The sequence below is a fragment of the Candidatus Thiodiazotropha sp. AKAK3 genome (assembly GCF_058244645.1).
In genome coordinates this window covers 64,549-84,995 of the sequence record NZ_JBSYOQ010000024.1, presented here as the reverse complement: position 1 = coordinate 84,995, position 20,447 = coordinate 64,549, and the positions used below count along the sequence as shown (strand labels likewise).

The window sequence follows — 20,447 nt, the reverse complement described above, 5'->3', positions numbered from 1 at the left end:
TACCGGATAGCCTGACTATCTGAGCAAGAGACTCAGCATGATCAATTTTTAACCCGACAACTGAGTATGCCGAATCTATAGGGGTGCATTCGAATCACACCCGATTCCGCTTGCATGGTACTGTCTCGGTTCGCCCCAAATAAGGACATCAGGATACAGTCAATTATGTCAAACCATAGTGTCTGAAGCTTTCCAAAACATGATGATCACTGAGACAGGGCCAGTCTGCCTATGGATAGGAGTTCTGTCAATCGAGGAGGGATAGAGTAGAAGAGTCTGGTGCAGATCAAAAAAAAGACCACCGGGCGTTGATCGGCCCGGTGGTCTGGTCTGTTTATGCTCTACAACTTGCTCTTTATCGACCCCATCAGAGCAACAATATTTTCTGACATCGGGCCGACCCGCTGATACTCGCGCTCAGCCCCAGCGAGGTCGCCGCGTTTCTTTAACTCAGCAATGGTCTTTATCAGTTCGTGAAGCTCCTTGTGAGGCTTCTCTATCTCACGAATCTCACTGATATGTCCCAGATCAGTTCGACCATGCGCGTCATACCATTTACCAAAGCCACACTGGGTATGATCAAAGGCAACCCGTTCATCCAGAGCGCCCTTTCCATCCAGGAAACTACGCAGCTTTGTTTTCCAGCTCAGATGGGCGAGCATCGCCTGTTGCAGATGCTAGCCATGAGTATCACCGATATTGAACTGACCCAACAGGTGACTCAGCTTATCGACTTCATCAGACATCTCTGTGCTGGCCTGATAGCTCTTATCAGAGTCTTTATAGGTCTCATCCGCAATCTGGGTAATCTCGATAATATTGCGATTGATATCCTCAGCCACTGCACTCTGCTCTTCCGCTGCAGTGGCAATCTGTGCACTCATACCAGAAATTGAGTCGATAACCTGGTTAATCTCCTCAAGGGAGGCGTGTGCCCGTCCAGCCTGCTCCACGCTTTCCGCTGCCTGCTGTTGACTGGTCTCCATTACTGCAACCGTCTTATTCACCCCTGATTGCAGGCTCTCAATCATCTCCTGGATCTCTTCTGTAGAATCCTGGGTACGCTTGGCCAGTGTACGAACCTCATCTGCAACCACCGCGAAACCACGCCCCTGCTCTCCAGCCCGGGCTGCCTCGATGGCTGCATTCAGTGCCAGCAGATTGGTCTGATCAGCAATACCGCGTATGACATCCAACACAGAACCAATGCGTTCACTGTCCCCGGCCACATGCTGTACTGTCTCTACCGCCTTACCAACATCCGTTGCCAGGCGATCGATACTCTTGGTTACATCCATGACGACAGTACGCCCTGAATTTGCCTGCATATCTGCCTCTCGAGCCGCTTCTGCGGTCTGGGTGGTATTGTGCGCCACCTCATGTACAGTGGCTGACATCTGCGTCATGGCGGTAGCTACCTGGGTGGTCTGTTCATGCTGTTGACGAATTCCACTATTGGTATGCTCAGCCAGGTTAGCGAATTCACCGATCTGCACACTCAGGTTACCTGCAGAATTGGAGACACTTTTCACCATACCTTCAATCTTTTCAGCGAAGCGGTTATAGGCCTTGGAGAGACGGGAAACCTCATCTTCTCCACTTTCATCCATACGTACTGTCAGGTCACCATCAGCAGAGGCGATACCCTCCATTGCCTTAGCCGCGACACAGATGGGTTTAACCACGCCACCACTGATCACCCAAACCAGAAAACCGATTACGATCACAGAAACCAGGCCCAAGGCAAATAACATCCAGGTAAGACTGGAGATTGCATTTGCTGCTTCAGAGCGATCCTTGGCAACGACCAAAACACCAATGGGATCACCGGAATAGTTGTTGATATTCGCTGCATAGAAGGCTACTGGTTTGCTGTTAAGCTCACCTCGACCATAGTGACTTTCACCACCTAGAATCGCAGATAACTCATCTGAGGAGATCAGGTTATTACCTTCCATTGTGGAGGCGAATCGATCCATGGCGCCTTTGCGATCAATATAGAGCTCCAGATCCACATCATGATGCTTGGCATATTCATCGAAAAAAGCCTGACCAAACGACATGCCAAATTCAACCGTACCGATATGCTTGCCCTGATGACTTACAGGCACCAACCCTCTGATACCAAGACCGGCAACACCGACCTCTAACCCCTGGATTGGATTTTTCTCACGATTACCCTCTACTACGGTAAGGCGAAAACCAGATAGATCGTCGCCAAATTTTGCTGGTTTGTGTACCCGCAGAAAGGAAGTAGCAGGCGGTTCATGAAATTGGAACTGCCTAACCCCATACTCCTTCTTGAGCTTTGCGAAACCTGGTGCAAAGAGATCAGACAGGGCCTCCCTGTCCTTATTGCTAAAGGCCTCCTGAACATCGGGAATACCTGCCACCAAGGCGCTCATAGCCCGAGCCAATCGCCCCTCGGATTCAATTCCTGAAACTACATTTTCGAAGATTTCGCTGATTTCATTCTCTTCAGAGGTGCTGAGAATCCCCCCCATGAAGTTGAATGTTGTGAAAAGTGTAATGGCCAGAACAACCAATACAGCGAATACAGTCGCGTAGACAAAGCGAGCCGAAATGCCAATACTGCGTAACATTAGCTTTTCCTCAGAAAATGACGACTCCCTTCGTGCAAAATAGATTTTTCAACATTGGTAACGGCTAAATCAGTAAAATATTTAATAGAGTTTACAAAAAAACCCGCCTCCTGACGGAGGCGGGTTTACGGTATTGAACGTATCAGCTGTAGGGCTTTTACATCATGCCGCCCATACCACCCATGCCGCCCATGCCGCCCATATCTCCCATTGGAGGTCCAGCAGCATCGTCCTTAGGCTCATCAGCCACCATGCACTCGGTGGTAATCATCAGGCCAGCTACGGAAGAGGCATTCTGCAACGCAGAACGGGTAACCTTGGTAGGATCCAGAATACCCATATCCATCATGTCGCCGTAGGTGTCATTCGAGGCATTGAAACCGAAGTTACCTTCACCATTGCGAACTTTGTCCAGCACTACTGAAGGCTCACCACCAGCATTGCTGACGATTTGACGCAGAGGCTCTTCCATGGAACGACAGGCGATGGTAATACCGACATCCTGATCGTGATTTTCACCAGTCAGATCAGAGAGGGCCTGCAAAGAACGCACCAGAGCGACACCGCCACCTGGAACAACGCCCTCTTCAACTGCCGCACGAGTAGCATGCAGAGCGTCTTCGACACGAGCCTTCTTCTCTTTCATCTCAACTTCGGTAGCAGCACCGACCTTGATCACGGCAACACCACCGGCGAGCTTGGCTACACGCTCCTGCAGTTTTTCCCGATCATAGTCAGAAGAGGTCTCTTCAATCTGAGCACGGATCTGCTCGACTCGGGCCTTGATATCACCCTCAACACCAGCACCATCGATAACGGTGGTCTCTTCTTTGGTGATGGTTACTTTCTTAGCGCTACCCAGATCATCAAGAGTAGCTTTCTCCAGAGAAAGACCCACCTCTTCTGAGATTACAGTACCACCGGTGAGGATAGCGATATCCTGCAACATCGCCTTACGACGATCACCAAAGCCTGGGGCTTTGACAGCAGTAACCTTGACGATACCGCGCAGGTTATTGACCACCAGAGTAGCCAGCGCTTCGCCTTCCACATCTTCAGCGATGATCAGCAATGGCTTACCCGCTTTGGCAACACCTTCAAGCACTGGCAGCAATTCACGGATATTGGAGATCTTCTTGTCGTGCAGCAGGATAAAGGGTTCATCCAGCTCAGCCGCCTGACTCTGCTGATTGGTGACGAAGTAGGGAGAGAGGTAGCCACGGTCAAACTGCATACCTTCCACAACATCAAGCTCATTCTGCAGAGCAGAGCCTTCTTCGACGGTGATAACACCCTCTTTACCCACTTTCTGCATGGCTTCAGCAATGATGTCGCCCACATTGGTGTCAGAGTTGGCAGAGATGGTGCCTACCTGGGCGATCTCTTTATCGTCTGAACAAGGACGGGAGATGTTTTTCAGCTCCTCAACTGCGGTGATCACTGCTTTATCGATGCCCCGCTTGAGATCCATCGGGTTCATTCCCGCAGCGACGGCTTTTAGACCCTCGCGAACCATGGCCTGAGCCAGCACGGTAGCAGTGGTGGTGCCGTCGCCAGCAACATCAGAAGTCTGGGAAGAGACCTCTTTAACCATCTGCGCACCCATGTTTTCAAACTTGTCGGCAAGCTCGATCTCTTTGGCTACTGAAACACCGTCTTTGGTTACGGTTGGCGCACCGAAGCTCTTCTCCAGAACTACGTTACGACCTTTAGGGCCGAGGGTTACCTTAACCGCATTGGCCAGGATGTTGACGCCTTTCATCATACGTTGGCGGGCATCATCACCAAATTGTACTTCTTTTGCACTCATGTCTTAATTTCCTTGGAAAATGTTGAGATTCGTCATCAGGCTAAGCCTGCAGGGATATCGCTGCTGAGCGATCAGCCCTCGATCACACCCATGATGTCTTCTTCGCGCATGACCAGAACTTCCTCGCCACCCACTTTCACTTCGGTACCGGAGTACTTGCCAAACAAGATCTTATCTCCAACTTTGACATCCAGAGGGCGGGCTTCACCGCTATCGGTGATTTTGCCGTTGCCTACTGCCATCACTTCACCCTGAATGGGTTTCTCAGTGGCAGCATCTGGGAGTACGATGCCTCCAGGACTGGTGCGCTCTTCTTCCATACGACGAACGATTACGCGATCGTGCAGCGGACGAATATTCATCGACTGTTCTCCTAACTATATTTGGTGTTTTAATTCGAATGTTTTACGTGGTTAGCAGGCAATGTTGTTAGCACTCGCCTTTACTGAGTGCTAATAATAGTGGCAAATATCCGAGAGTCAAGACCATAGCGCGAGATTTTCACTATCAGACTCCAGCTCTGACTCACCCTGCCGCCATTCTGTGTGATAATAAGGTTACAAGCTTGTCTAGAGCCGCAAAGCAGAGCCGACATACTGGGGTGGCTCCGGATGCAACATACTCAATAGCGAGGCATATTCAGTAACCACATAGGGGAGGCAAGATTTGAGCACGCCTGAGTGAGTTTCCTCATTTAGAACCGCTTATCCATCTGTCTATCAGTTTAATAATCCAATAGCTCATTTTGCCGCTATATTAATAGCAGCCAATAAGCCTTACTCCGGGAGATCGCCATGGCAGAAGCAAAGCCAGAGAAAAAAGAGAAAAAGCAGAAAAGTGAAAAGCCAAAGAAGATCGACAACAAGGTCTACGAAAAGGAGCTTTTCAAACTCCAATTGGAACTGGTCAAGCTACAGGAGTGGATCAAGCACGAAGGTTTGAAAGTAGTCGTCCTTTTTGAGGGGCGGGATGCTGCCGGCAAGGGTGGCGTAATCAAACGTATCAATCAACACCTCAATCCACGCATCTGTCGGGTTGTTGCCCTACCAGCCCCCACAGAACGGGAAAAGACTCAGTGGTACTTCCAGCGCTATGTGCCCCACCTGCCTGCAGCGGGTGAAATGGTGCTGTTGGACCGCAGTTGGTATAACCGTGCAGGGGTTGAAAAGGTGATGGGCTTTTGTACCGATGACGAGTACCAGGAGTTTATGCGCTCCTGCCCAGAATTTGAGCGTATGCTGGTTCGCTCAGGCATCATACTCATTAAATATTGGTTTTCAGTTTCAGATGAAGAGCAGGAACGCCGCTTCCAAAGTCGCATGGAAGAGCCTCACAAACGCTGGAAACTGAGCCCTATGGATCTGGAATCACGCTCCCGCTGGCTTGAGTATTCCAGAGCCAAAGATGAGATGTTTGCCCATACAGATATAAAACAGGCCCCTTGGTATGTGGTTCATTCAGATATCAAAAAGCATGCAAGACTGAACTGCATAGCACACCTCCTGAGCCAGATACCCTATAAGGATCTGACCCCTGAGCCTATTGAACTACCCCAAAGAACAGAAAACACCGGCTATGTAAGACCCCCCATCACTGACCAAACATTTGTCCCGGATGTCTATCCTTGATCGAGTGGACCGCGGGGTAAATCAGGTAACGCTCAGACAATCTGTAAGGTGGGGCTACTCCCCACCACTATCCGCGAGTAAAAGGGGATCGCCGGTTCAATCATCATCCCGGCGATACTCTCCTTCTATGACCCGCCTATTCTGATCAGACCCCGAATCATCACGAGGCGATTGCATCGGCCGCATGACTCCACTACTCTGTAAACCTACAGTCAGCAGCCAGCGCCTGATCCAGGGAATGAGAAAGATAAAGCCAACGATATCGGTAATAAAGCCAGGCAGCAGCAACAGAAAGCCGCAAACCAGCAATACCGCACCCTCCATCATATCAATCGCGGGCACCTCGCCTCGATTCATGGCATCTTGCACCCGACCAAAGGTTGAAAGTCCCTGGGCACGTACCATCCACCCGCCTAATGCGGCCGTAAACAGAGTTAGAAACAGGGTAGAGAAAACACCTATCTGAGCACCTACTTTAATGAGAAAATAGAGCTCGACGAGTGGTGTACCGACGAATAACAACAGAATTAAGAGTATGGGATTCATAGCTGAAAGCTTACGCTGCGGGAATATGACACACAAGTGAGAGTGACTTTCACACTCACTTTATATATATAACCAAGTAATTTATCTTTTTAACATCAGGTTTATAACCTACTGGACTCATAGGGGAGAAGAATGAGAATGCATATCCAGAGCAAGATATTTAGTTCTTTCAAAACAGCAACCTGGATCACTGTCGCCGCAGTAATTGGACTCAGTGGCTGTGGTGGCAGCATGCCCACCTTAGGCGGCTCATCAGGTAATACCGTCACCGGTGCTGCCGGTGGTGAAACTTCTGCGGGAGAAAACAGCGCACTTGAAAGTTGTGAAGAGACCCTCGGCACATTGTCTGTTGTAGAGGACCAGGCCGCACCCTGGTGGCATACCTATAGAAGGCGTTACCCAACTCTAGGTACCACCGTACCGGTGTTGCGCATGATGATTCAACAGTCCAACTGCTTCGTGGTGGTCGAACGTGGCAAGGCGATGAACAACATGATGCAGGAACGGGCGCTTATGCAATCCGGTGAGATGCGCCAGGGCAGCAACTTCGGCAAAGGCCAGATGGTAGCAGCTGACTACACCATGAACCCCAGCATCCAATTCTCTGAGAAAGGCACTGGTGGCCTCGGCGCCACTGTCGGAGGCTTGCTTGGAAACTACCGACTCGGCAGGCTTGCAGGCGGTTTAAAATCCAATGAAGCCGCCACCACGCTACTGCTGATCGACAATCGTTCCGGGGTGCAGGTTTCCTCATCGGTAGGTAACGCCAAAAATTTCGACTTCAGCCTGTTTGGCGGCTTCTTCGGCGGTGGCAGATGGGGCAGTGTCGGTGGATTTACCGATACACCTGAAGGAAAAGTCGTCACTGCAGCTTTTGCCGACTCCTACAATCAGATGGTCAAAGCGTTGCGCAACTATAAAGCCCAGAAGGTTAAAGGTGGCCTGGGTAAAGGTGGCCGATTGAAAGTCAGTGACTAAGCTGTAATCAAAAACCGATCAGACTAGCGGCCGGTTTACCGGCCGCTTCTGTTTACAGCCCAGAAACAGGAAAAAACATCAATCAAGACACTACAAAGCCGATAGTCGATCAAGATATTTCGACCCTGCAGCTGGGTTAATTACATAGAAATCACCCTCCAGAATCATCTAACAGCTCCCTGAATAGAGCATTTTCCATATATAAATTATGGTTTTATCATCATAAAAGTGGCTCCCGAAAGCCTATACAGATCACCAGTTCAAACTTTGCTTGCTGAACCCGGATAGTGTATTTTTCGCGGATGCCTACACCACTCCTCCTGATACTCTGCACCGCCCCCGACCGCGGGACAGCCGAGCGTCTTGCAGGAACACTGGTAGAACAGGGGTTAGTCGCCTGTGTCAATTTATCTGCGCCGATCACTTCAATCTATAAGTGGCAGGGTAAAACCGAACAGTCTGACGAAATCCAGTTATTCATAAAAACAACAAAAGATCGCTACCAGGCATGTGAGTCGGCACTCCGGGCGGAACATCCCTATGAACTTCCGGAAATCATCGCAGTCCCTGTAGAGCAGGGGCTGGATGACTATATAACCTGGGTGGAAAGATGCACAAACCAAACAAATTAATTGCCCTGCTGTTGCTGCTAACAGGGCTGGCAGGCACAACTCTGGCTGAGTGGAATGAAGATGACCTGCTGATGCCGGATCAGGCTTTCCAGATATCTGCAGAGAGCCTCACGCCGGACTCACTCAGAGTCGAATGGCTTATTGCTGATGACTACTACATGTATCGGGATAAGATCTCTTTTGATACAGAATCCATCGGCATCGAATTGGGCGAAGCCAGCCTCTCCAAGGCAAAAATCAAACAGGACGAATTCTTTGGGGAAGTGGCGATCTATCGCAATAAAGCCGTTGCTGAGATTCCGATCAAACGCATCCAGGGCGCCCCGGAAACCCTGCTTCTGAAAGCCCGCTCTCAGGGCTGCGCCGATCAGGGCATCTGCTTTCCTCCTCATATGCAGGAGGTCCGACTGGCGCTGCTGCCGATAGCAGAGGATGCTGCCGCTGCCGAGACCAATGACCCACTCGCCTTGCTTGGAGATAGTGACCCTGCTCCCTTGTTCGACAATAGCGAAGAGGATGAATTGCTCGAACCCGATGAAGCCTACAAACTTACCGCTTCAGTCGAAGATGGCACACATATACGACTCTACTGGTCCATTGCAGACGGTACCTATCTCTATCAGGATAAGATAAGACTCTCCCTGAAGCAGAATGAGACAGCGCTGCTCGGGCAGATCGATCTACCAGAAGCAGAGATCAAACAAGACTCTATCCGACCGGACGGCTCCTTCGGGGATGTCGCGGTCTACCACAACGAAGTTGACTTGACTGTGCCATTGGTGCGAAGCAGCGTCGATGCTGGAGAGATCGTAGTTGAAGCCAACTATCAGGGATGCGCCGAGATCGGAGTCTGCTACCCACCAATCAGCAAGCAGTTCACACTCAGTCTGCCTGGTATATCAGTGGCCCAGGCTGAAGCGTCAACCACTGCCCTGAGCAGTAGATCATCCTCAACAACCCAGGCACCAGCCCAATCGGAAACCGATGAGATCACCAATACCCTGAAAGGAAACTCCACGCTGGTGATTGTTGGCGTATTTTTCCTGCTTGGACTGGGTTTGGCGTTCACCCCCTGCATCTTTCCAATGATCCCAATCCTATCGGGCATCATCGCAGGTCATGGTGATCAGATCACAACTAAAAAGGCATTTACACTGTCACTGGTCTATGTCCTCTCAATGGCAGTGACATATACTTTTGCCGGGGTTCTGGCCGGACTGTTTGGAGAGAATCTTCAGGCCTATTTTCAGAATCCCTGGATTCTTTCCAGCTTCGCCCTGGTATTTGTACTACTCGCACTCTCGATGTTTGGATTTTACGATCTGCAACTGCCCAGCAGCCTGCAGAGCAGGCTCACCGAAGTGAGCAATAAACAGCAGGGGGGATCCCTGGTTGGTGTGGCCATTATGGGTTTCCTGTCCGCCCTGATCGTCGGCCCCTGCGTCGCCCCACCCCTGGCAGGCGCCTTGATCTATATTGGACAGACAGGCGATGCCTTGCTCGGTGGTCTGGCGCTGTTTGCCCTGAGCATGGGTATGGGCGCACCGGTGATTGCCATCGGCACATCTGCCGGGAAACTCCTACCCAGAGCCGGAGGCTGGATGGATGCAGTGAAGGCGGTATTCGGCGTTGCCCTGCTGGGCGTTGCCATCGTTATGCTGGAACGCATAATTATTGCAGAAATAGCAATGGTGCTTTGGGGCCTTCTTCTGATCATCTCCGCGATCTATATGGGCGCCTTGCGTAACCTGGAAATTGAAGCCAGCGGGTGGCAGAAACTCTGGAAAGGCGTGGGCTTCGTGTTTCTCGTCTACGGTACTTTGATGCTTGTCGGCGCAGCTGCAGGTGGCAAGGATACGGTGCAACCCTTGAGGGGCATTGTGATGGCTGGCGGCTCGGGATCAGCCCATCAGGAACTGACCTTCAAACGAATCAAGAGTCTCGAAGATCTTCAACGGGAGGTTGATTCTGCTTCTGCAGCAGGCAAACCGGTGATGCTCGATTTCTATGCGGATTGGTGTGTCTCATGCAAGGAGATGGAAAAATATACATTCAGTGATTCAGATGTGATTAGCGCGCTCTCGAATACAGTTCTACTGCAAGCGGATGTGACTGCAAACGACGATACGGACAAAGCTTTGCTGCAAGAACATTTCGGTCTGCCAGGCCCACCGGCAATCATCTTTTACGGGGCGGATGGCCAAGAGCGCAAAGCCTTCCGTGTCGTGGGTTTCAAGCCAGCGGACGAGTTTGCAGAGCATGTGCAAAGGGCCATTCAATAGCGTAAAAAACCTGCACCTTATTGGTGCAGGATCTCCCTGAAAAGCCGAAATATCTCATTTATACACTGACAAACTGTAACGATCTTGATAAGTTCTGCATTGAAACTGGACAAAACCGCGCTTATCTTGCAAAATTAGTCGAATCTTATTCAAACACCGCCGAATCACTTCCCATGCACAGAAATTGGGAATAAAAAGAGCGGTTTACTTCGCAACTCATTGTCCGGGACAGCAGAATTATGGCGACCATTCTGATACTCAATGGCCCCAATCTGAATCTACTTGGCGTTCGTGAACCCAATCACTACGGTCATGAGTCTTTGAATGAGATAAGCCAACACCTGGAGTCCATAGCCAAATCGTTAGGCCATGAGATCGACTTCCGTCAAAGCAATGCTGAGCATGAGTTACTGACCTGGATACATCAGGCTTACGAGAATGAGGTGGCTTTCATTATCATCAATCCAGCCGCCTTCACCCATACCAGTATTGCCTTACGGGACGCCCTTCTGGGAACAGGCATACCCTATATCGAAGTTCATCTCTCAAATGTACACGCCAGAGAGGAGTTCCGCAGACACTCCTATTTTTCTGACAAAGCCGAAGGTGTCATCGTCGGCCTGGGCGCTCAGGGATATGAACTTGCATTGCAAGCCGCTGCTACGCGGCTCAACAAATAAACAATCTAGAGACAGAACATCATGGATATTCGCAAAGTAAAAAAATTAATTGAATTGCTTGAGGAGTCGGATGTTGCGGAGATTGAAATCCACGAGGGTGAGGAGTCGGTCAGAATCAGCCGCAACAACTCCATACCCATGACAATGGCGGCACCTGCAGTTGCCCCTGTTGCTGCGCCTCAACAAGCTCAATCTCCCTTGCCCGCCGCTTCAGCTCCACCAGTAGAAGAGAGTGCTGCAGAGATCCAGGGACATGCGGTACGCTCGCCAATGGTAGGCACCTTCTACCGCTCACCTTCACCAGGCAGTAAGCCTTTTGTTGAAGAGGGTCAGCAGGTTGCTGTGGGTGACACCCTATGCATCATCGAAGCGATGAAGATTCTGAATCAGATTGAATCAGACAAAGCGGGAACAGTAAGGAAAATACTGCTCGATAACGGCCAGCCGGTGGAATATAACGAACCCCTTTACATCATTGATTGAGTGAAACCATGATAGACAAGATTGTAATCGCCAATCGTGGTGAAATTGCACTTCGCATTCTACGAGCCTGTAAAGAGCTGGGTATCAAGACTGTTGCCGTTCATTCCGAAGCTGACCGGGACCTCAAGCACGTACTGCTTGCTGATGAATCAGTCTGCATAGGACCCGCACCTTCCAGTGAAAGTTACCTCAATGTGCCTGCAATAATCAGCGCCGCCGAAGTAACAGACTCAGTTGCAATCCATCCTGGATATGGCTTCCTCTCCGAGAATGCAGATTTTGCAGAGCGGGTTGAGAACAGCGGCTTCATCTTCATCGGCCCCAAAGCTGAGACTATTCGTGTCATGGGCGATAAAGTCGCAGCCATCGATGCCATGATAGAAGCCAAGGTACCAACAGTACCCGGCTCCAATGGCCCACTGGACAGCAACTCCAAGCGCACCAGAGAACTGGCAAATGATATAGGCTACCCGGTCATCATAAAAGCGGCTGGTGGTGGTGGTGGACGCGGCATGCGTGTCGTGCACAGTGAAGCCACCCTGCTGAATGCCGTAGCAATGACCAAGGCTGAAGCTGATGCTGCATTTGGCAATGCGACAGTCTATATGGAGAAGTTTCTTGAAAATCCACGCCATGTAGAGTTCCAGGTACTATCTGATACTCACGGAAACGCCATTCATCTGGGTGAGCGTGATTGCTCGATGCAGCGCCGTCACCAAAAGGTGGTCGAGGAGGCACCAGCCCCTGGTATCACCGAACAGCAACGCAGGGATGTCGGCGAACGCTGTGCAGAGGCGTGCCGCCAGATTGGCTATCGCGGAGCAGGCACTTTCGAATTTCTCTACGAGGATGGCGAATTCTACTTCATCGAAATGAATACCCGTGTTCAGGTTGAGCATCCTGTCACTGAGCTGATTACCGGCGTCGATATCGTTAAAGAACAGATACTCATCGCTGCAGGTGAGCCTTTGCGATTCAAGCAGAGCGACATCAAACTCGAAGGTCATGCTGTTGAGTGTCGTATCAACGCGGAAGATCCTGTTAATTTCATGCCCAGCCCTGGCACCATTACCCAACTGCACACACCAGGCGGCCCAGGTATTCGGGTCGATACGCATATCTATAACGGATATAAGGTTCCACCCTACTACGATTCGATGATCGGCAAACTGATTGCCCATGGTGAGGATCGTGCGTCTGCTATTGCACGTATGCGTATTGCACTTCATGAGATGGTGATCAGTGGTATCAAAACCAATATACCCCTGCACCTCGACATCATGAAAGACAGCGCATTCAATGCTGGTGGTGCCAACATCCACTATTTGGAAAAAAAGCTGGGGTTATAATCCTGGTCAGTAAACAATCATGTCCTGGCTTCAACTCTCACTTGATACCGATGAGGATCAAGCACCAATCCTTGAATTGGTCTTTGAAAACCTTGGCGCTCTCTCAGTCACCCTGGGCGATGCAGGAGACCAACCACTTCTGGAGATTCCGCCAGAGACAGAGCAGCTATGGCAGCATACCCGGGTAACAGCGCTTTTCGAGGGTGAACAGGACCAGCAACAACTGCAACTCGCGCTGACTGAGGCACTCAGTGAACCACTTGTAAGGCGGCTTCACTGGGAACGGATTGAAGACCGTATTTGGGAACGGGTCTGGCTGGAGCACTTCAAACCCATGTCTTTCGGTCAACGCTTATGGGTCTGTCCAGTAGGGGAGACCATTAAACAACCCGATAGCATAGTCATTCAATTGGATCCCGGGCTGGCATTTGGCACAGGAACCCATCCCACTACTGCACTCTGTCTTGAATGGCTGGATGGCCAGCCACTTAATGGCAAGAGAGTCATTGATTATGGTTGTGGATCGGGAATTCTCGCCATCGCCGCACTTAAATTAGGCGCTGCTTCGGTGATAGCCATCGATCACGACCATCAGGCACTTCAGGCCAGTCAGGATAATGCAGAGAAAAATGGGGTTGCTGAACGATTGTCCACCTTTCTGCCTGAAGAGGCACCAAAACTAAGTGCCGATTACCTGGTAGCCAATATTCTTGCTGGCCCCCTGATAGAGCTTGCATCGCATTTGGCTGAATGCATCAATTCAGGTGGAGAGTTTGCCCTTTCGGGAATCCTTGCTGAACAGGCGGATGAAGTTGGCAATCACTATCAGGCTTTTGCTGAGCTCTCACCTGTCAAACAACGAGAGGAGTGGATCCTGATCAGCGGTACTAAGCACTAAAAGGCCCCGCTAATAAATAATTCCTAGGGACAAAAGAGGTTAAGACTTGCCTAGGATTTTAGTACAGTCTAACGTAGGCTTAACAGGCCCTAAGTAACTGACCGATATTCAACACATGTTTACCCAGTGTCCACACTGCTTAACTCTGTTCCGCATCAACTCGGAGCAACTCAAGGCCGCCGAGGGTCAGGTCAGATGCTGTCAGTGCAACCAGATCTTCAATGCATTGGAGACCCTTCAAGAAACTCCGAAACCATTCAGCAATCAAGAAGAGATAGTGGATGTCGCGACAGATGAAGAGCGTGTCTCAGATGATCAACTCCTCTACTACCCACCCCAACAACATGATCATGACTCAGCACTGATCAATGACAGTGAAGTTGAGAGGTCACTTGATGATCTAGCAGATGACTCATCCCCTGTTCCTCCATTTTCAGATGATTCAAATTTGGAGAGCGACGAACCAGGCTTACTGGAAGAGAGTAGCAACCCGTATCTCTATGAAGTGAATGATGGTCTGGAGACAGAGCCTGACTACTTCGCCTCCGGCTCAGAATCCCAAATGTCTGAATTACTGGACAAGGACTCGGCTTCATTACTCCTCGACAGTGAACACCCGAATTCCAGCCTTGCTGAGATTATCGAGCTGGACATCCCCGAGTCTCATCATAAATATGAAGCGTCATCGGATAGCCTGATCAATGATAGCAGTGAACTTGAAGCTGAACGTCAAGGCGATACGGATAGCAGTGAGTTGGCAGAGGAAGAGCCGCCAATTGAGTCGGTGGAAGAGGAGCTCCGAAACATCGAGGATCAAATTGAGAAGGAGTTACCCTTCACTTTTGAAGCTCAGGATGATGAGGAAGCAGATTCAAACGGCGCCTCCATCTTCTGGACCATCGGATCATTGCTATTGTTGATACCGCTATGCGGGCAGATGGCATGGCAGTATCGGGATAACCTGATACATCATGAAACAGGCAGACAACTATTGGATGTTGTTTGCACTGTTGCCGGCTGCACCACACCGCAGCGAAAAGACAGAAGTAAGATACTGGTTACCGAGCGCTCGTTAAGCGCTCACCCTGAAAAAGAGAATACGCTTTCCATGCGTCTTGAGATAGTCAATACCGCACCGTTTCAACAACCCTTTCCTAAACTTCAACTAAGCCTGTTCAACGATATGGGGGCACTCATCGCGCGTCGAACTTTTAGCACGTCTCAATATCGCCCAGCATATACCGGAACAGATGAGTTGATGCCCAAACTGAAACCGATCCAAATCGATCTTGAACTGGTCGATCCCGGCAAAGAGGTCACTGGTTTTAAATTTGAGTTTCTTTAAATTCGATTGACTCATAACCTCCATTAGTACTTGACCATTTTATTAACCCGGCAACTGAATATGTCGTCGGCTTGTAATAAATAAGACAACCCTAAACTTTCACCAACCCTGGTTTGAATTAAAAACGACATCACAATCAGGGAATTTACTTCTCAAAAAAGTTTACATTTTAAATGTATATTCATTTTCATCCTCTTCAGCCTATATATCTAAAGGAGATTGAATAGCTTACTCAACACCCTTCCAGCCGATTCACAAGTTTCATCTCTTTCGAACCCCTGCACTGGATCAATTCAACTCGATTTTGCCTTTGCTTCCACCCCGATTTACGGGTAGTATCCCAACCCCTCCTTATCCTGTGAAAAGCCCTCTAAGAGGGGCGATTTAAATGCGCATTGGGCCCTATAAAATTGCAAATAATCTGTTCTTAGCGCCGATGGCAGGCGTAACGGACAGGCCGTTCAGACAACTATGCAGAAGTCTGGGTGCAGGTGTTGCCGTGTCAGAGATGATCTCTGCCGATGCGTCCTTATGGGGTACTAAAAAAAGCGTAAGGAGACTAGACCACGAAGGTGAGGATGCACCAATCAGCGTACAGATTTTAGGCTCTGATCCTGAGATGATGGCTCGGGCCGCCTGCGCCAATGTAGAGATGGGCGCCCAGATCATCGACATCAATATGGGTTGTCCAGCAAAAAAAGTATGTAAACGTGCCGCCGGCTCTGCACTGCTTGAGGATGAACCACTGGTCGCTGAAATACTAAAAGCGACTGTTGATGCTGTGGATGTCCCGGTCACCCTTAAAATACGTACCGGCAGTGATCCACAAAACAGAAATGGTCTACGAATTGCCGAGATAGCCGAAGATGCTGGCATCCAGGCATTGAGCATTCATGGCCGTACTCGAGCCTGCAAATTTTCAGGTCATGCCGAGTATGAGACCATTAGACAGATTAAACAGATGATAACCATACCGGTTATTGCAAATGGAGATATTGATTCCCCGCATAAGGCTGCGGAGGTATTTGAAAGAACAGGCGCTGACGCCCTAATGATTGGCCGCGCTGCGCAAGGACGCCCCTGGATCTTTAACGAGATCGACAACTATTTAAAAACCGGCAGGCTATTGCCTGAACCGGAACTCGAATGGGTTGCTGGCATCCTTACCAAACATGTCCAGCAGTTGCATCTATTTTATGGGGAGTACCTTGGCGTTCGCATTGCCCGCAAACATATCGCCTGGTACAGCAAAGGGCGCCCTGAAGGCGCCGTTTTCAGGAACAAAATAAACTATTCAGAATCACCTGCAGAGCAAATGCAGGCAATTCAGGAATATTTTGAGTTCCTGTATAACAAAAGGGACCTGGCAGCATGATGATTGAAGCGGCTCTACCTGACCAACAAAGCGAAGAGTATCTGACAGTTACTCACAGCAAAAAATCTGAACCCTTGCGACAGTGTGTCAGCGACGCCATGCAGCGCTACTTTAGTAATTTAGACGGACATGGTGCCAACAATCTTTATCGGTTGGTAATGAATGAGGTTGAAGCGCCACTACTTGAAAGTGTCATGAAGCATACCGGCGGGAATCAGACACAAGCTGCCACCATCCTGGGCATCAGTCGCAGCACCTTGCGCAAGAAACTTTCCCAGTACGACCTTGATTGAACTTCAGAATCATCTTATGTGAATTAAGCGGCTATATCTGACTACTTTGCAGATCAGGCCAAAACGATCATTTACGTCATATCAAATCATTGAAGCATCCGACAGATTTAATTGTAGATTCCCTTCATAGTGATTTTTTTTAACGTGACCAAACAATATTTCTAAATAACAACCAACGGTATCACTCATGGCATCGATAAAACGCGCACTGATCAGTGTCTCAGACAAGACGGGGATTGTTGAATTCGCCCGCAATCTGGCAGAAAAAAATGTGGAAATACTCTCCACTGGAGGCACCGCAAAACTACTTACCCAAAATGATGTGCCTGTTATCGAGGTATCAGAATATACAGGCTACCCGGAAATGATGGATGGCAGAGTCAAGACTCTACATCCAAAAATCCATGGCGGAATCCTTGGTCGCCGTGGTACCGATGATGGCGTAATGAAGGAGAACGGCATTGGTCAGATCGATCTGATCGTGGTTAACCTCTATCCATTTGAAGAGACTGTGGCAAAACCGGATTGCGATCTGCCCACCGCGATTGAAAATATCGACATCGGCGGCCCAACCATGCTCAGAGCGGCGGCAAAGAATCATAAAGATGTCACTGTCGTTGTAGATGCATCTGACTACCAGAGAATCAACGACGAAATGGCGGCTAATGACAATCAGGTAGGTGACTCCACCCGCTTTGACCTGGCAGTCAAAACCTTTGAACACACCGCTCGCTATGATGGTGCAATCGCCAACTATCTTGGTGCCAGAACTGAGGGTGAGGTGATTGATTTTCCTCGTACGCTATCGTTACAGTTCAAACAGAGTCAAACCATGCGCTATGGTGAAAATCCCCACCAGAAAGCCGCTTTCTTTGTTGAACACAATATTGAGGAAGCGAGTGTTGCCACAGCTACTCAACTACAAGGCAAAGCACTCTCATATAACAACATCGGCGATACCGATGCAGCTTTGGAGTGTGTTAAGAGCTTTGATGAAGGCCCGGCCTGCGTCATCGTCAAGCATGCCAATCCCTGCGGTGTCGCCTATGGTAAAAATCTGCTTGAGGCCTATGACCGCGCCTATAGCACCGATCCTGAATCGGCCTTTGGCGGAATTATCGCCTTCAATGGTGAATTGGATGGGGATACAGCAAAAGCCATTGTTGAGCGGCAATTCGTAGAAGTGATTATTGCCCCCAAGGTCTCTGCTGCTGCAGTCGAAGCGGTAAGCAGTAAAAAGAACGTTCGCCTACTGGCCTGTGGTGAGTGGCTCAGCGAATCTGTGCATCGTACTGAGTACAAACGTGTCAACGGCGGCTTACTGGTTCAAGATGCCGATCTGCAATTGACACAAGAGATTAAGATTGTCACTAAAAGACAGCCTACTGAACAAGAGATGCAAGATCTTCTGTTTACCTGGAGAGTCGCTAAATATGTCAAGTCCAACGCAATTGTCTATGGCCGTGACGGCATGACCATTGGCGTGGGCGCAGGACAGATGAGCCGGGTTAACTCTGCACGCATCGCAGCAATAAAAGCAGAACATGCCAAGCTGGAAGTCAAAGGCTCGGTGATGGCATCTGATGCCTTCTTTCCTTTCCGCGATGGTATAGACAATGCTGCCGAAGCTGGCATTGTCGCAGTCATTCAACCCGGTGGCTCTATGCGTGATGACGAAGCCATCGCTGCAGCTGACGAGCACAACATGGCGATGGTATTCACTGGCATGCGTCATTTCCGTCACTGATGAATATACTGGTAATCGGTTCGGGCGGCCGAGAACACGCCCTTGCTTGGAAAGCTGCACAATCTCCCCTGGCAGAGAAGGTGTTTGTAGCCCCAGGTAATGCTGGTACTGCGCTGGAAGATAAACTTGAGAATGTAGAGATTGGCGTAGAGGCCCTTGACCAACTGGTGGACTTTGCCAGGCAGAATCAAGTTGGCCTGACCATCGTAGGGCCTGAAGTACCCCTCGTAATGGGTATAGTCGACGCCTTCCAGAAGGCCGGCTTGCGCTGTTTTGGACCCTCACAGGGCGCTGCTCAGCTTGAAGGCTCAAAATCTTTTACCAAGGATTTCCTCGCTCGCCATAAAATCCCCACTGCTGACTATCAGACCTTTACTGAGATAGATCCCGCTTTGGATTATCTACATCAATGTGGCGCACCCATTGTAATCAAAGCCGACGGTCTGGCTGCAGGTAAAGGGGTCATCGTCGCCATGGAGATGGAGACCGCCGAGTCTGCAGTACGTGACATGCTTGCCGGCAACGCTTTTGGGGAAGCTGGCCATCGGGTGGTTATTGAGGAGTACCTCGAGGGCGAGGAGGCAAGCTTTATTGTCATGGCTGATGGCACACATGTCCTGCCCATGGCCACCAGCCAGGACCATAAGCGAATCGGTGATGGTGATACGGGCCTCAATACCGGTGGTATGGGTGCCTACTCACCTGCGCCGGTAGTTACCGATAGCGTTGAGAAGCGCATTATGGATGAGGTCATCTATCCAACCATCAAGGGTATGGCGGATGAAGGGTTACCCTATACCGGCTTTCTGTACGCCGGCCTGATGATCACTGCCGATGGCACCCCTAAAGTGATTGAATTCAACTGTCGCTTTGGAGATCCGGAAACACAACCCATTATGTTGCGCATGCGTTCTGACCTGGTCAAACACTGTCTCGCCGCTCTGCAAGGAGAGCTGGATCAGGAAACAACTGTCTGGGATCCCCGTGCATCGGTTGGCATCGTCCTGGCGGCAGGAGGTTATCCAGGAAGCTACGACAAAGGCCTAACCATTACCGGACTGTCTGAATCGTCATCAAGTGATCAGAAAGTGTTTCACGCAGGCACTCGCCTGGATGGTGATAAAGTTCTGACTGCAGGTGGGCGAGTGCTCTGTGCCACGGCTCTGGGAGAGAGTGTTACCCAAGCCCAGGAGGACGCCTATCGGCTCACCCGTACAATTCAATGGCAGGATATCTACTTCCGCTCTGATATAGCCTACCGGGCCATTGCCCGGGAAAAGGCTGCTGATGGCGGTTGAAAAACCCAGTCGGAAACACTCTACTCATCGCACCCTGTTTCGGGGTGCCTTGGGTGTCTCAATAGCAGTCATCAGTTATCTGGCTTTCACCCCTTTGGATCTACCGGGTGTCAGCAGCCTGAATGACAAAGTCTCTCACATAATCGCTTTTTTCTGCCTTGCTTTTCTGGCGGACTTTTCCTGGCCTGAATCCCCTTGGAATCAGTTAAAGTTTTTTTTACTTCTGGGTTACGGTCTCGCCATTGAGGTGGTGCAGGCCTTTCTCCCCCATCGCCTCTTTTCTCTCTTTGACCTGTCAGCAGACGCCTTTGGGCTAATTCTCTACACTCTACTTCTTCCTTGGTTTATGCGACATAAGTTGCTTAAATCACTCAGATAACAAACGGCTTAAATAAAACACTCGCACAATCTTTCACACTTACCCACAGCAACCCCAAAAACCAATATAATTCTTATAGGGATTGGTATATTCATTGAGAGATCTCGAAATCAGTCAATAA

The 20,447-nt window shown here is 49.8% G+C and carries 19 protein-coding genes; 14 read left to right on the top strand and 5 right to left on the bottom strand.

Annotated elements, in window-relative coordinates:
- Positions 1 to 341 precede the first annotated feature (341 nt).
- From AC4IE7_RS04235 to AC4IE7_RS04220, 4 genes are all read right to left on the bottom strand, one after another.
- The gene (locus AC4IE7_RS04235) at positions 342 to 662 is read right to left on the bottom strand and encodes a CZB domain-containing protein (RefSeq protein ID WP_490775562.1); all 321 of its coding nucleotides are present in this window, start codon (positions 660 to 662) and stop codon (positions 342 to 344) included.
- 15 nt (positions 663 to 677) lie between these two features.
- Positions 678 to 2,603 (bottom strand): methyl-accepting chemotaxis protein, encoded by a 1,926-nt coding sequence (locus AC4IE7_RS04230; RefSeq protein ID WP_490775561.1) that lies wholly within the window; start codon positions 2,601 to 2,603, stop codon positions 678 to 680.
- Positions 2,604 to 2,760: 157 nt separating this feature from the next.
- Entirely contained in the window at positions 2,761 to 4,413 is a 1,653-nt protein-coding gene (gene groL / locus AC4IE7_RS04225; protein WP_490775560.1) for a chaperonin GroEL, read from the bottom strand.
- Positions 4,414 to 4,484: 71 nt separating this feature from the next.
- On the bottom strand, positions 4,485 to 4,775 hold the full coding sequence (locus AC4IE7_RS04220; RefSeq protein ID WP_490775559.1) for a co-chaperone GroES: 291 nt from the start codon (positions 4,773 to 4,775) through the stop codon (positions 4,485 to 4,487).
- Between the two features lie 432 nt (positions 4,776 to 5,207).
- Here AC4IE7_RS04220 and ppk2 point away from each other — a divergent pair, with 432 nt between their 5' ends.
- On the top strand, positions 5,208 to 6,041 hold the full coding sequence (gene ppk2, locus AC4IE7_RS04215; RefSeq protein ID WP_490775558.1) for a polyphosphate kinase 2: 834 nt from the start codon (positions 5,208 to 5,210) through the stop codon (positions 6,039 to 6,041).
- Positions 6,042 to 6,137: 96 nt separating this feature from the next.
- Here ppk2 and AC4IE7_RS04210 read toward each other — a convergent pair whose 3' ends face one another.
- Positions 6,138 to 6,587, bottom strand: coding sequence for an FxsA family protein (locus tag AC4IE7_RS04210; protein WP_490775557.1), 450 nt, complete (start codon positions 6,585 to 6,587; stop codon positions 6,138 to 6,140).
- A 132-nt stretch (positions 6,588 to 6,719) separates the two neighbouring features.
- On the opposite strand from AC4IE7_RS04210, the gene AC4IE7_RS04205 reads away from it, so the two are divergent.
- The 13 genes from AC4IE7_RS04205 (at position 6,720) to AC4IE7_RS04145 (ending at position 20,326) form a co-directional block, all read left to right on the top strand.
- Positions 6,720 to 7,565, top strand: a complete 846-nt coding sequence (locus AC4IE7_RS04205; RefSeq protein ID WP_490775556.1) for a CsgG/HfaB family protein — start codon at positions 6,720 to 6,722, stop codon at positions 7,563 to 7,565.
- 302 nt (positions 7,566 to 7,867) lie between these two features.
- On the top strand, positions 7,868 to 8,197 hold the full coding sequence (cutA, locus tag AC4IE7_RS04200; RefSeq protein ID WP_490775555.1) for a divalent-cation tolerance protein CutA: 330 nt from the start codon (positions 7,868 to 7,870) through the stop codon (positions 8,195 to 8,197).
- On the top strand, positions 8,176 to 10,479 hold the full coding sequence (locus AC4IE7_RS04195) for a protein-disulfide reductase DsbD (RefSeq protein ID WP_490775554.1): 2,304 nt from the start codon (positions 8,176 to 8,178) through the stop codon (positions 10,477 to 10,479). Before cutA ends, AC4IE7_RS04195 begins: the two co-directional genes overlap by 22 nt.
- 239 nt (positions 10,480 to 10,718) lie before the next feature.
- Positions 10,719 to 11,159 carry a type II 3-dehydroquinate dehydratase gene (gene aroQ, locus AC4IE7_RS04190; protein WP_490775553.1) on the top strand — a complete coding sequence of 147 codons (441 nt, stop codon included), beginning with the start codon at positions 10,719 to 10,721 and terminating at the stop codon, positions 11,157 to 11,159.
- 21 nt (positions 11,160 to 11,180) lie between these two features.
- Positions 11,181 to 11,642, top strand: a complete 462-nt coding sequence (accB, locus tag AC4IE7_RS04185; protein WP_490775552.1) for an acetyl-CoA carboxylase biotin carboxyl carrier protein — start codon at positions 11,181 to 11,183, stop codon at positions 11,640 to 11,642.
- An 8-nt stretch (positions 11,643 to 11,650) separates the two neighbouring features.
- A complete protein-coding gene (accC, locus tag AC4IE7_RS04180) occupies positions 11,651 to 12,991 on the top strand; it encodes an acetyl-CoA carboxylase biotin carboxylase subunit (protein ID WP_490775551.1) in 1,341 nt (446 codons plus the stop codon).
- 19 nt (positions 12,992 to 13,010) lie between these two features.
- On the top strand, positions 13,011 to 13,889 hold the full coding sequence (gene prmA, locus AC4IE7_RS04175; protein ID WP_490775550.1) for a 50S ribosomal protein L11 methyltransferase: 879 nt from the start codon (positions 13,011 to 13,013) through the stop codon (positions 13,887 to 13,889).
- Positions 13,890 to 14,004: 115 nt separating this feature from the next.
- Positions 14,005 to 15,234 carry a DUF3426 domain-containing protein gene (locus tag AC4IE7_RS04170; RefSeq protein WP_490775549.1) on the top strand — a complete coding sequence of 410 codons (1,230 nt, stop codon included), beginning with the start codon at positions 14,005 to 14,007 and terminating at the stop codon, positions 15,232 to 15,234.
- A gap of 388 nt (positions 15,235 to 15,622) precedes the next feature.
- The gene (gene dusB, locus AC4IE7_RS04165) at positions 15,623 to 16,609 is read left to right on the top strand and encodes a tRNA dihydrouridine synthase DusB (protein WP_490775548.1); all 987 of its coding nucleotides are present in this window, start codon (positions 15,623 to 15,625) and stop codon (positions 16,607 to 16,609) included.
- Positions 16,606 to 16,902, top strand: a complete 297-nt coding sequence (gene fis, locus AC4IE7_RS04160) for a DNA-binding transcriptional regulator Fis (RefSeq protein WP_490775547.1) — start codon at positions 16,606 to 16,608, stop codon at positions 16,900 to 16,902. The genes dusB and fis overlap by 4 nt, the downstream gene beginning before the upstream one ends.
- Before the next feature lie 187 nt (positions 16,903 to 17,089).
- Positions 17,090 to 18,649, top strand: a complete 1,560-nt coding sequence (gene purH, locus AC4IE7_RS04155) for a bifunctional phosphoribosylaminoimidazolecarboxamide formyltransferase/IMP cyclohydrolase (RefSeq protein WP_490775546.1) — start codon at positions 17,090 to 17,092, stop codon at positions 18,647 to 18,649.
- Positions 18,649 to 19,947, top strand: coding sequence for a phosphoribosylamine--glycine ligase (purD, locus tag AC4IE7_RS04150; protein ID WP_490775545.1), 1,299 nt, complete (start codon positions 18,649 to 18,651; stop codon positions 19,945 to 19,947). Before purH ends, purD begins: the two co-directional genes overlap by 1 nt.
- Complete coding sequence (locus tag AC4IE7_RS04145) at positions 19,937 to 20,326, top strand: VanZ family protein (RefSeq protein ID WP_490775544.1); 390 nt, start codon at positions 19,937 to 19,939, stop codon at positions 20,324 to 20,326. Before purD ends, AC4IE7_RS04145 begins: the two co-directional genes overlap by 11 nt.
- Positions 20,327 to 20,447 lie beyond the last annotated feature (121 nt).

What these genes read in the sequence shown, in the direction of transcription:
- AC4IE7_RS04145 (WP_490775544.1), top strand. Translation starts at nt 19,937, where the DNA reads ATGGCGGTTGAAAAACCCAGTCGGAAACACTCTACTCATCGCACCCTG.
- dusB (WP_490775548.1), top strand. Translation starts at nt 15,623, where the DNA reads ATGCGCATTGGGCCCTATAAAATTGCAAATAATCTGTTCTTAGCGCCG.
- aroQ (WP_490775553.1), top strand. Translation starts at nt 10,719, where the DNA reads ATGGCGACCATTCTGATACTCAATGGCCCCAATCTGAATCTACTTGGC.
- AC4IE7_RS04235 (WP_490775562.1), bottom strand. Translation starts at nt 662, where the DNA reads ATGCTCGCCCATCTGAGCTGGAAAACAAAGCTGCGTAGTTTCCTGGAT.
- groL (WP_490775560.1), bottom strand. Translation starts at nt 4,413, where the DNA reads ATGAGTGCAAAAGAAGTACAATTTGGTGATGATGCCCGCCAACGTATG.
- AC4IE7_RS04210 (WP_490775557.1), bottom strand. Translation starts at nt 6,587, where the DNA reads ATGAATCCCATACTCTTAATTCTGTTGTTATTCGTCGGTACACCACTC.
- ppk2 (WP_490775558.1), top strand. Translation starts at nt 5,208, where the DNA reads ATGGCAGAAGCAAAGCCAGAGAAAAAAGAGAAAAAGCAGAAAAGTGAA.
- purH (WP_490775546.1), top strand. Translation starts at nt 17,090, where the DNA reads ATGGCATCGATAAAACGCGCACTGATCAGTGTCTCAGACAAGACGGGG.
- AC4IE7_RS04195 (WP_490775554.1), top strand. Translation starts at nt 8,176, where the DNA reads ATGCACAAACCAAACAAATTAATTGCCCTGCTGTTGCTGCTAACAGGG.
- AC4IE7_RS04230 (WP_490775561.1), bottom strand. Translation starts at nt 2,603, where the DNA reads ATGTTACGCAGTATTGGCATTTCGGCTCGCTTTGTCTACGCGACTGTA.
- AC4IE7_RS04220 (WP_490775559.1), bottom strand. Translation starts at nt 4,775, where the DNA reads ATGAATATTCGTCCGCTGCACGATCGCGTAATCGTTCGTCGTATGGAA.
- purD (WP_490775545.1), top strand. Translation starts at nt 18,649, where the DNA reads ATGAATATACTGGTAATCGGTTCGGGCGGCCGAGAACACGCCCTTGCT.
- AC4IE7_RS04170 (WP_490775549.1), top strand. Translation starts at nt 14,005, where the DNA reads ATGTTTACCCAGTGTCCACACTGCTTAACTCTGTTCCGCATCAACTCG.
- accB (WP_490775552.1), top strand. Translation starts at nt 11,181, where the DNA reads ATGGATATTCGCAAAGTAAAAAAATTAATTGAATTGCTTGAGGAGTCG.
- AC4IE7_RS04205 (WP_490775556.1), top strand. Translation starts at nt 6,720, where the DNA reads ATGAGAATGCATATCCAGAGCAAGATATTTAGTTCTTTCAAAACAGCA.
- cutA (WP_490775555.1), top strand. Translation starts at nt 7,868, where the DNA reads ATGCCTACACCACTCCTCCTGATACTCTGCACCGCCCCCGACCGCGGG.
- accC (WP_490775551.1), top strand. Translation starts at nt 11,651, where the DNA reads ATGATAGACAAGATTGTAATCGCCAATCGTGGTGAAATTGCACTTCGC.
- fis (WP_490775547.1), top strand. Translation starts at nt 16,606, where the DNA reads ATGATGATTGAAGCGGCTCTACCTGACCAACAAAGCGAAGAGTATCTG.
- prmA (WP_490775550.1), top strand. Translation starts at nt 13,011, where the DNA reads ATGTCCTGGCTTCAACTCTCACTTGATACCGATGAGGATCAAGCACCA.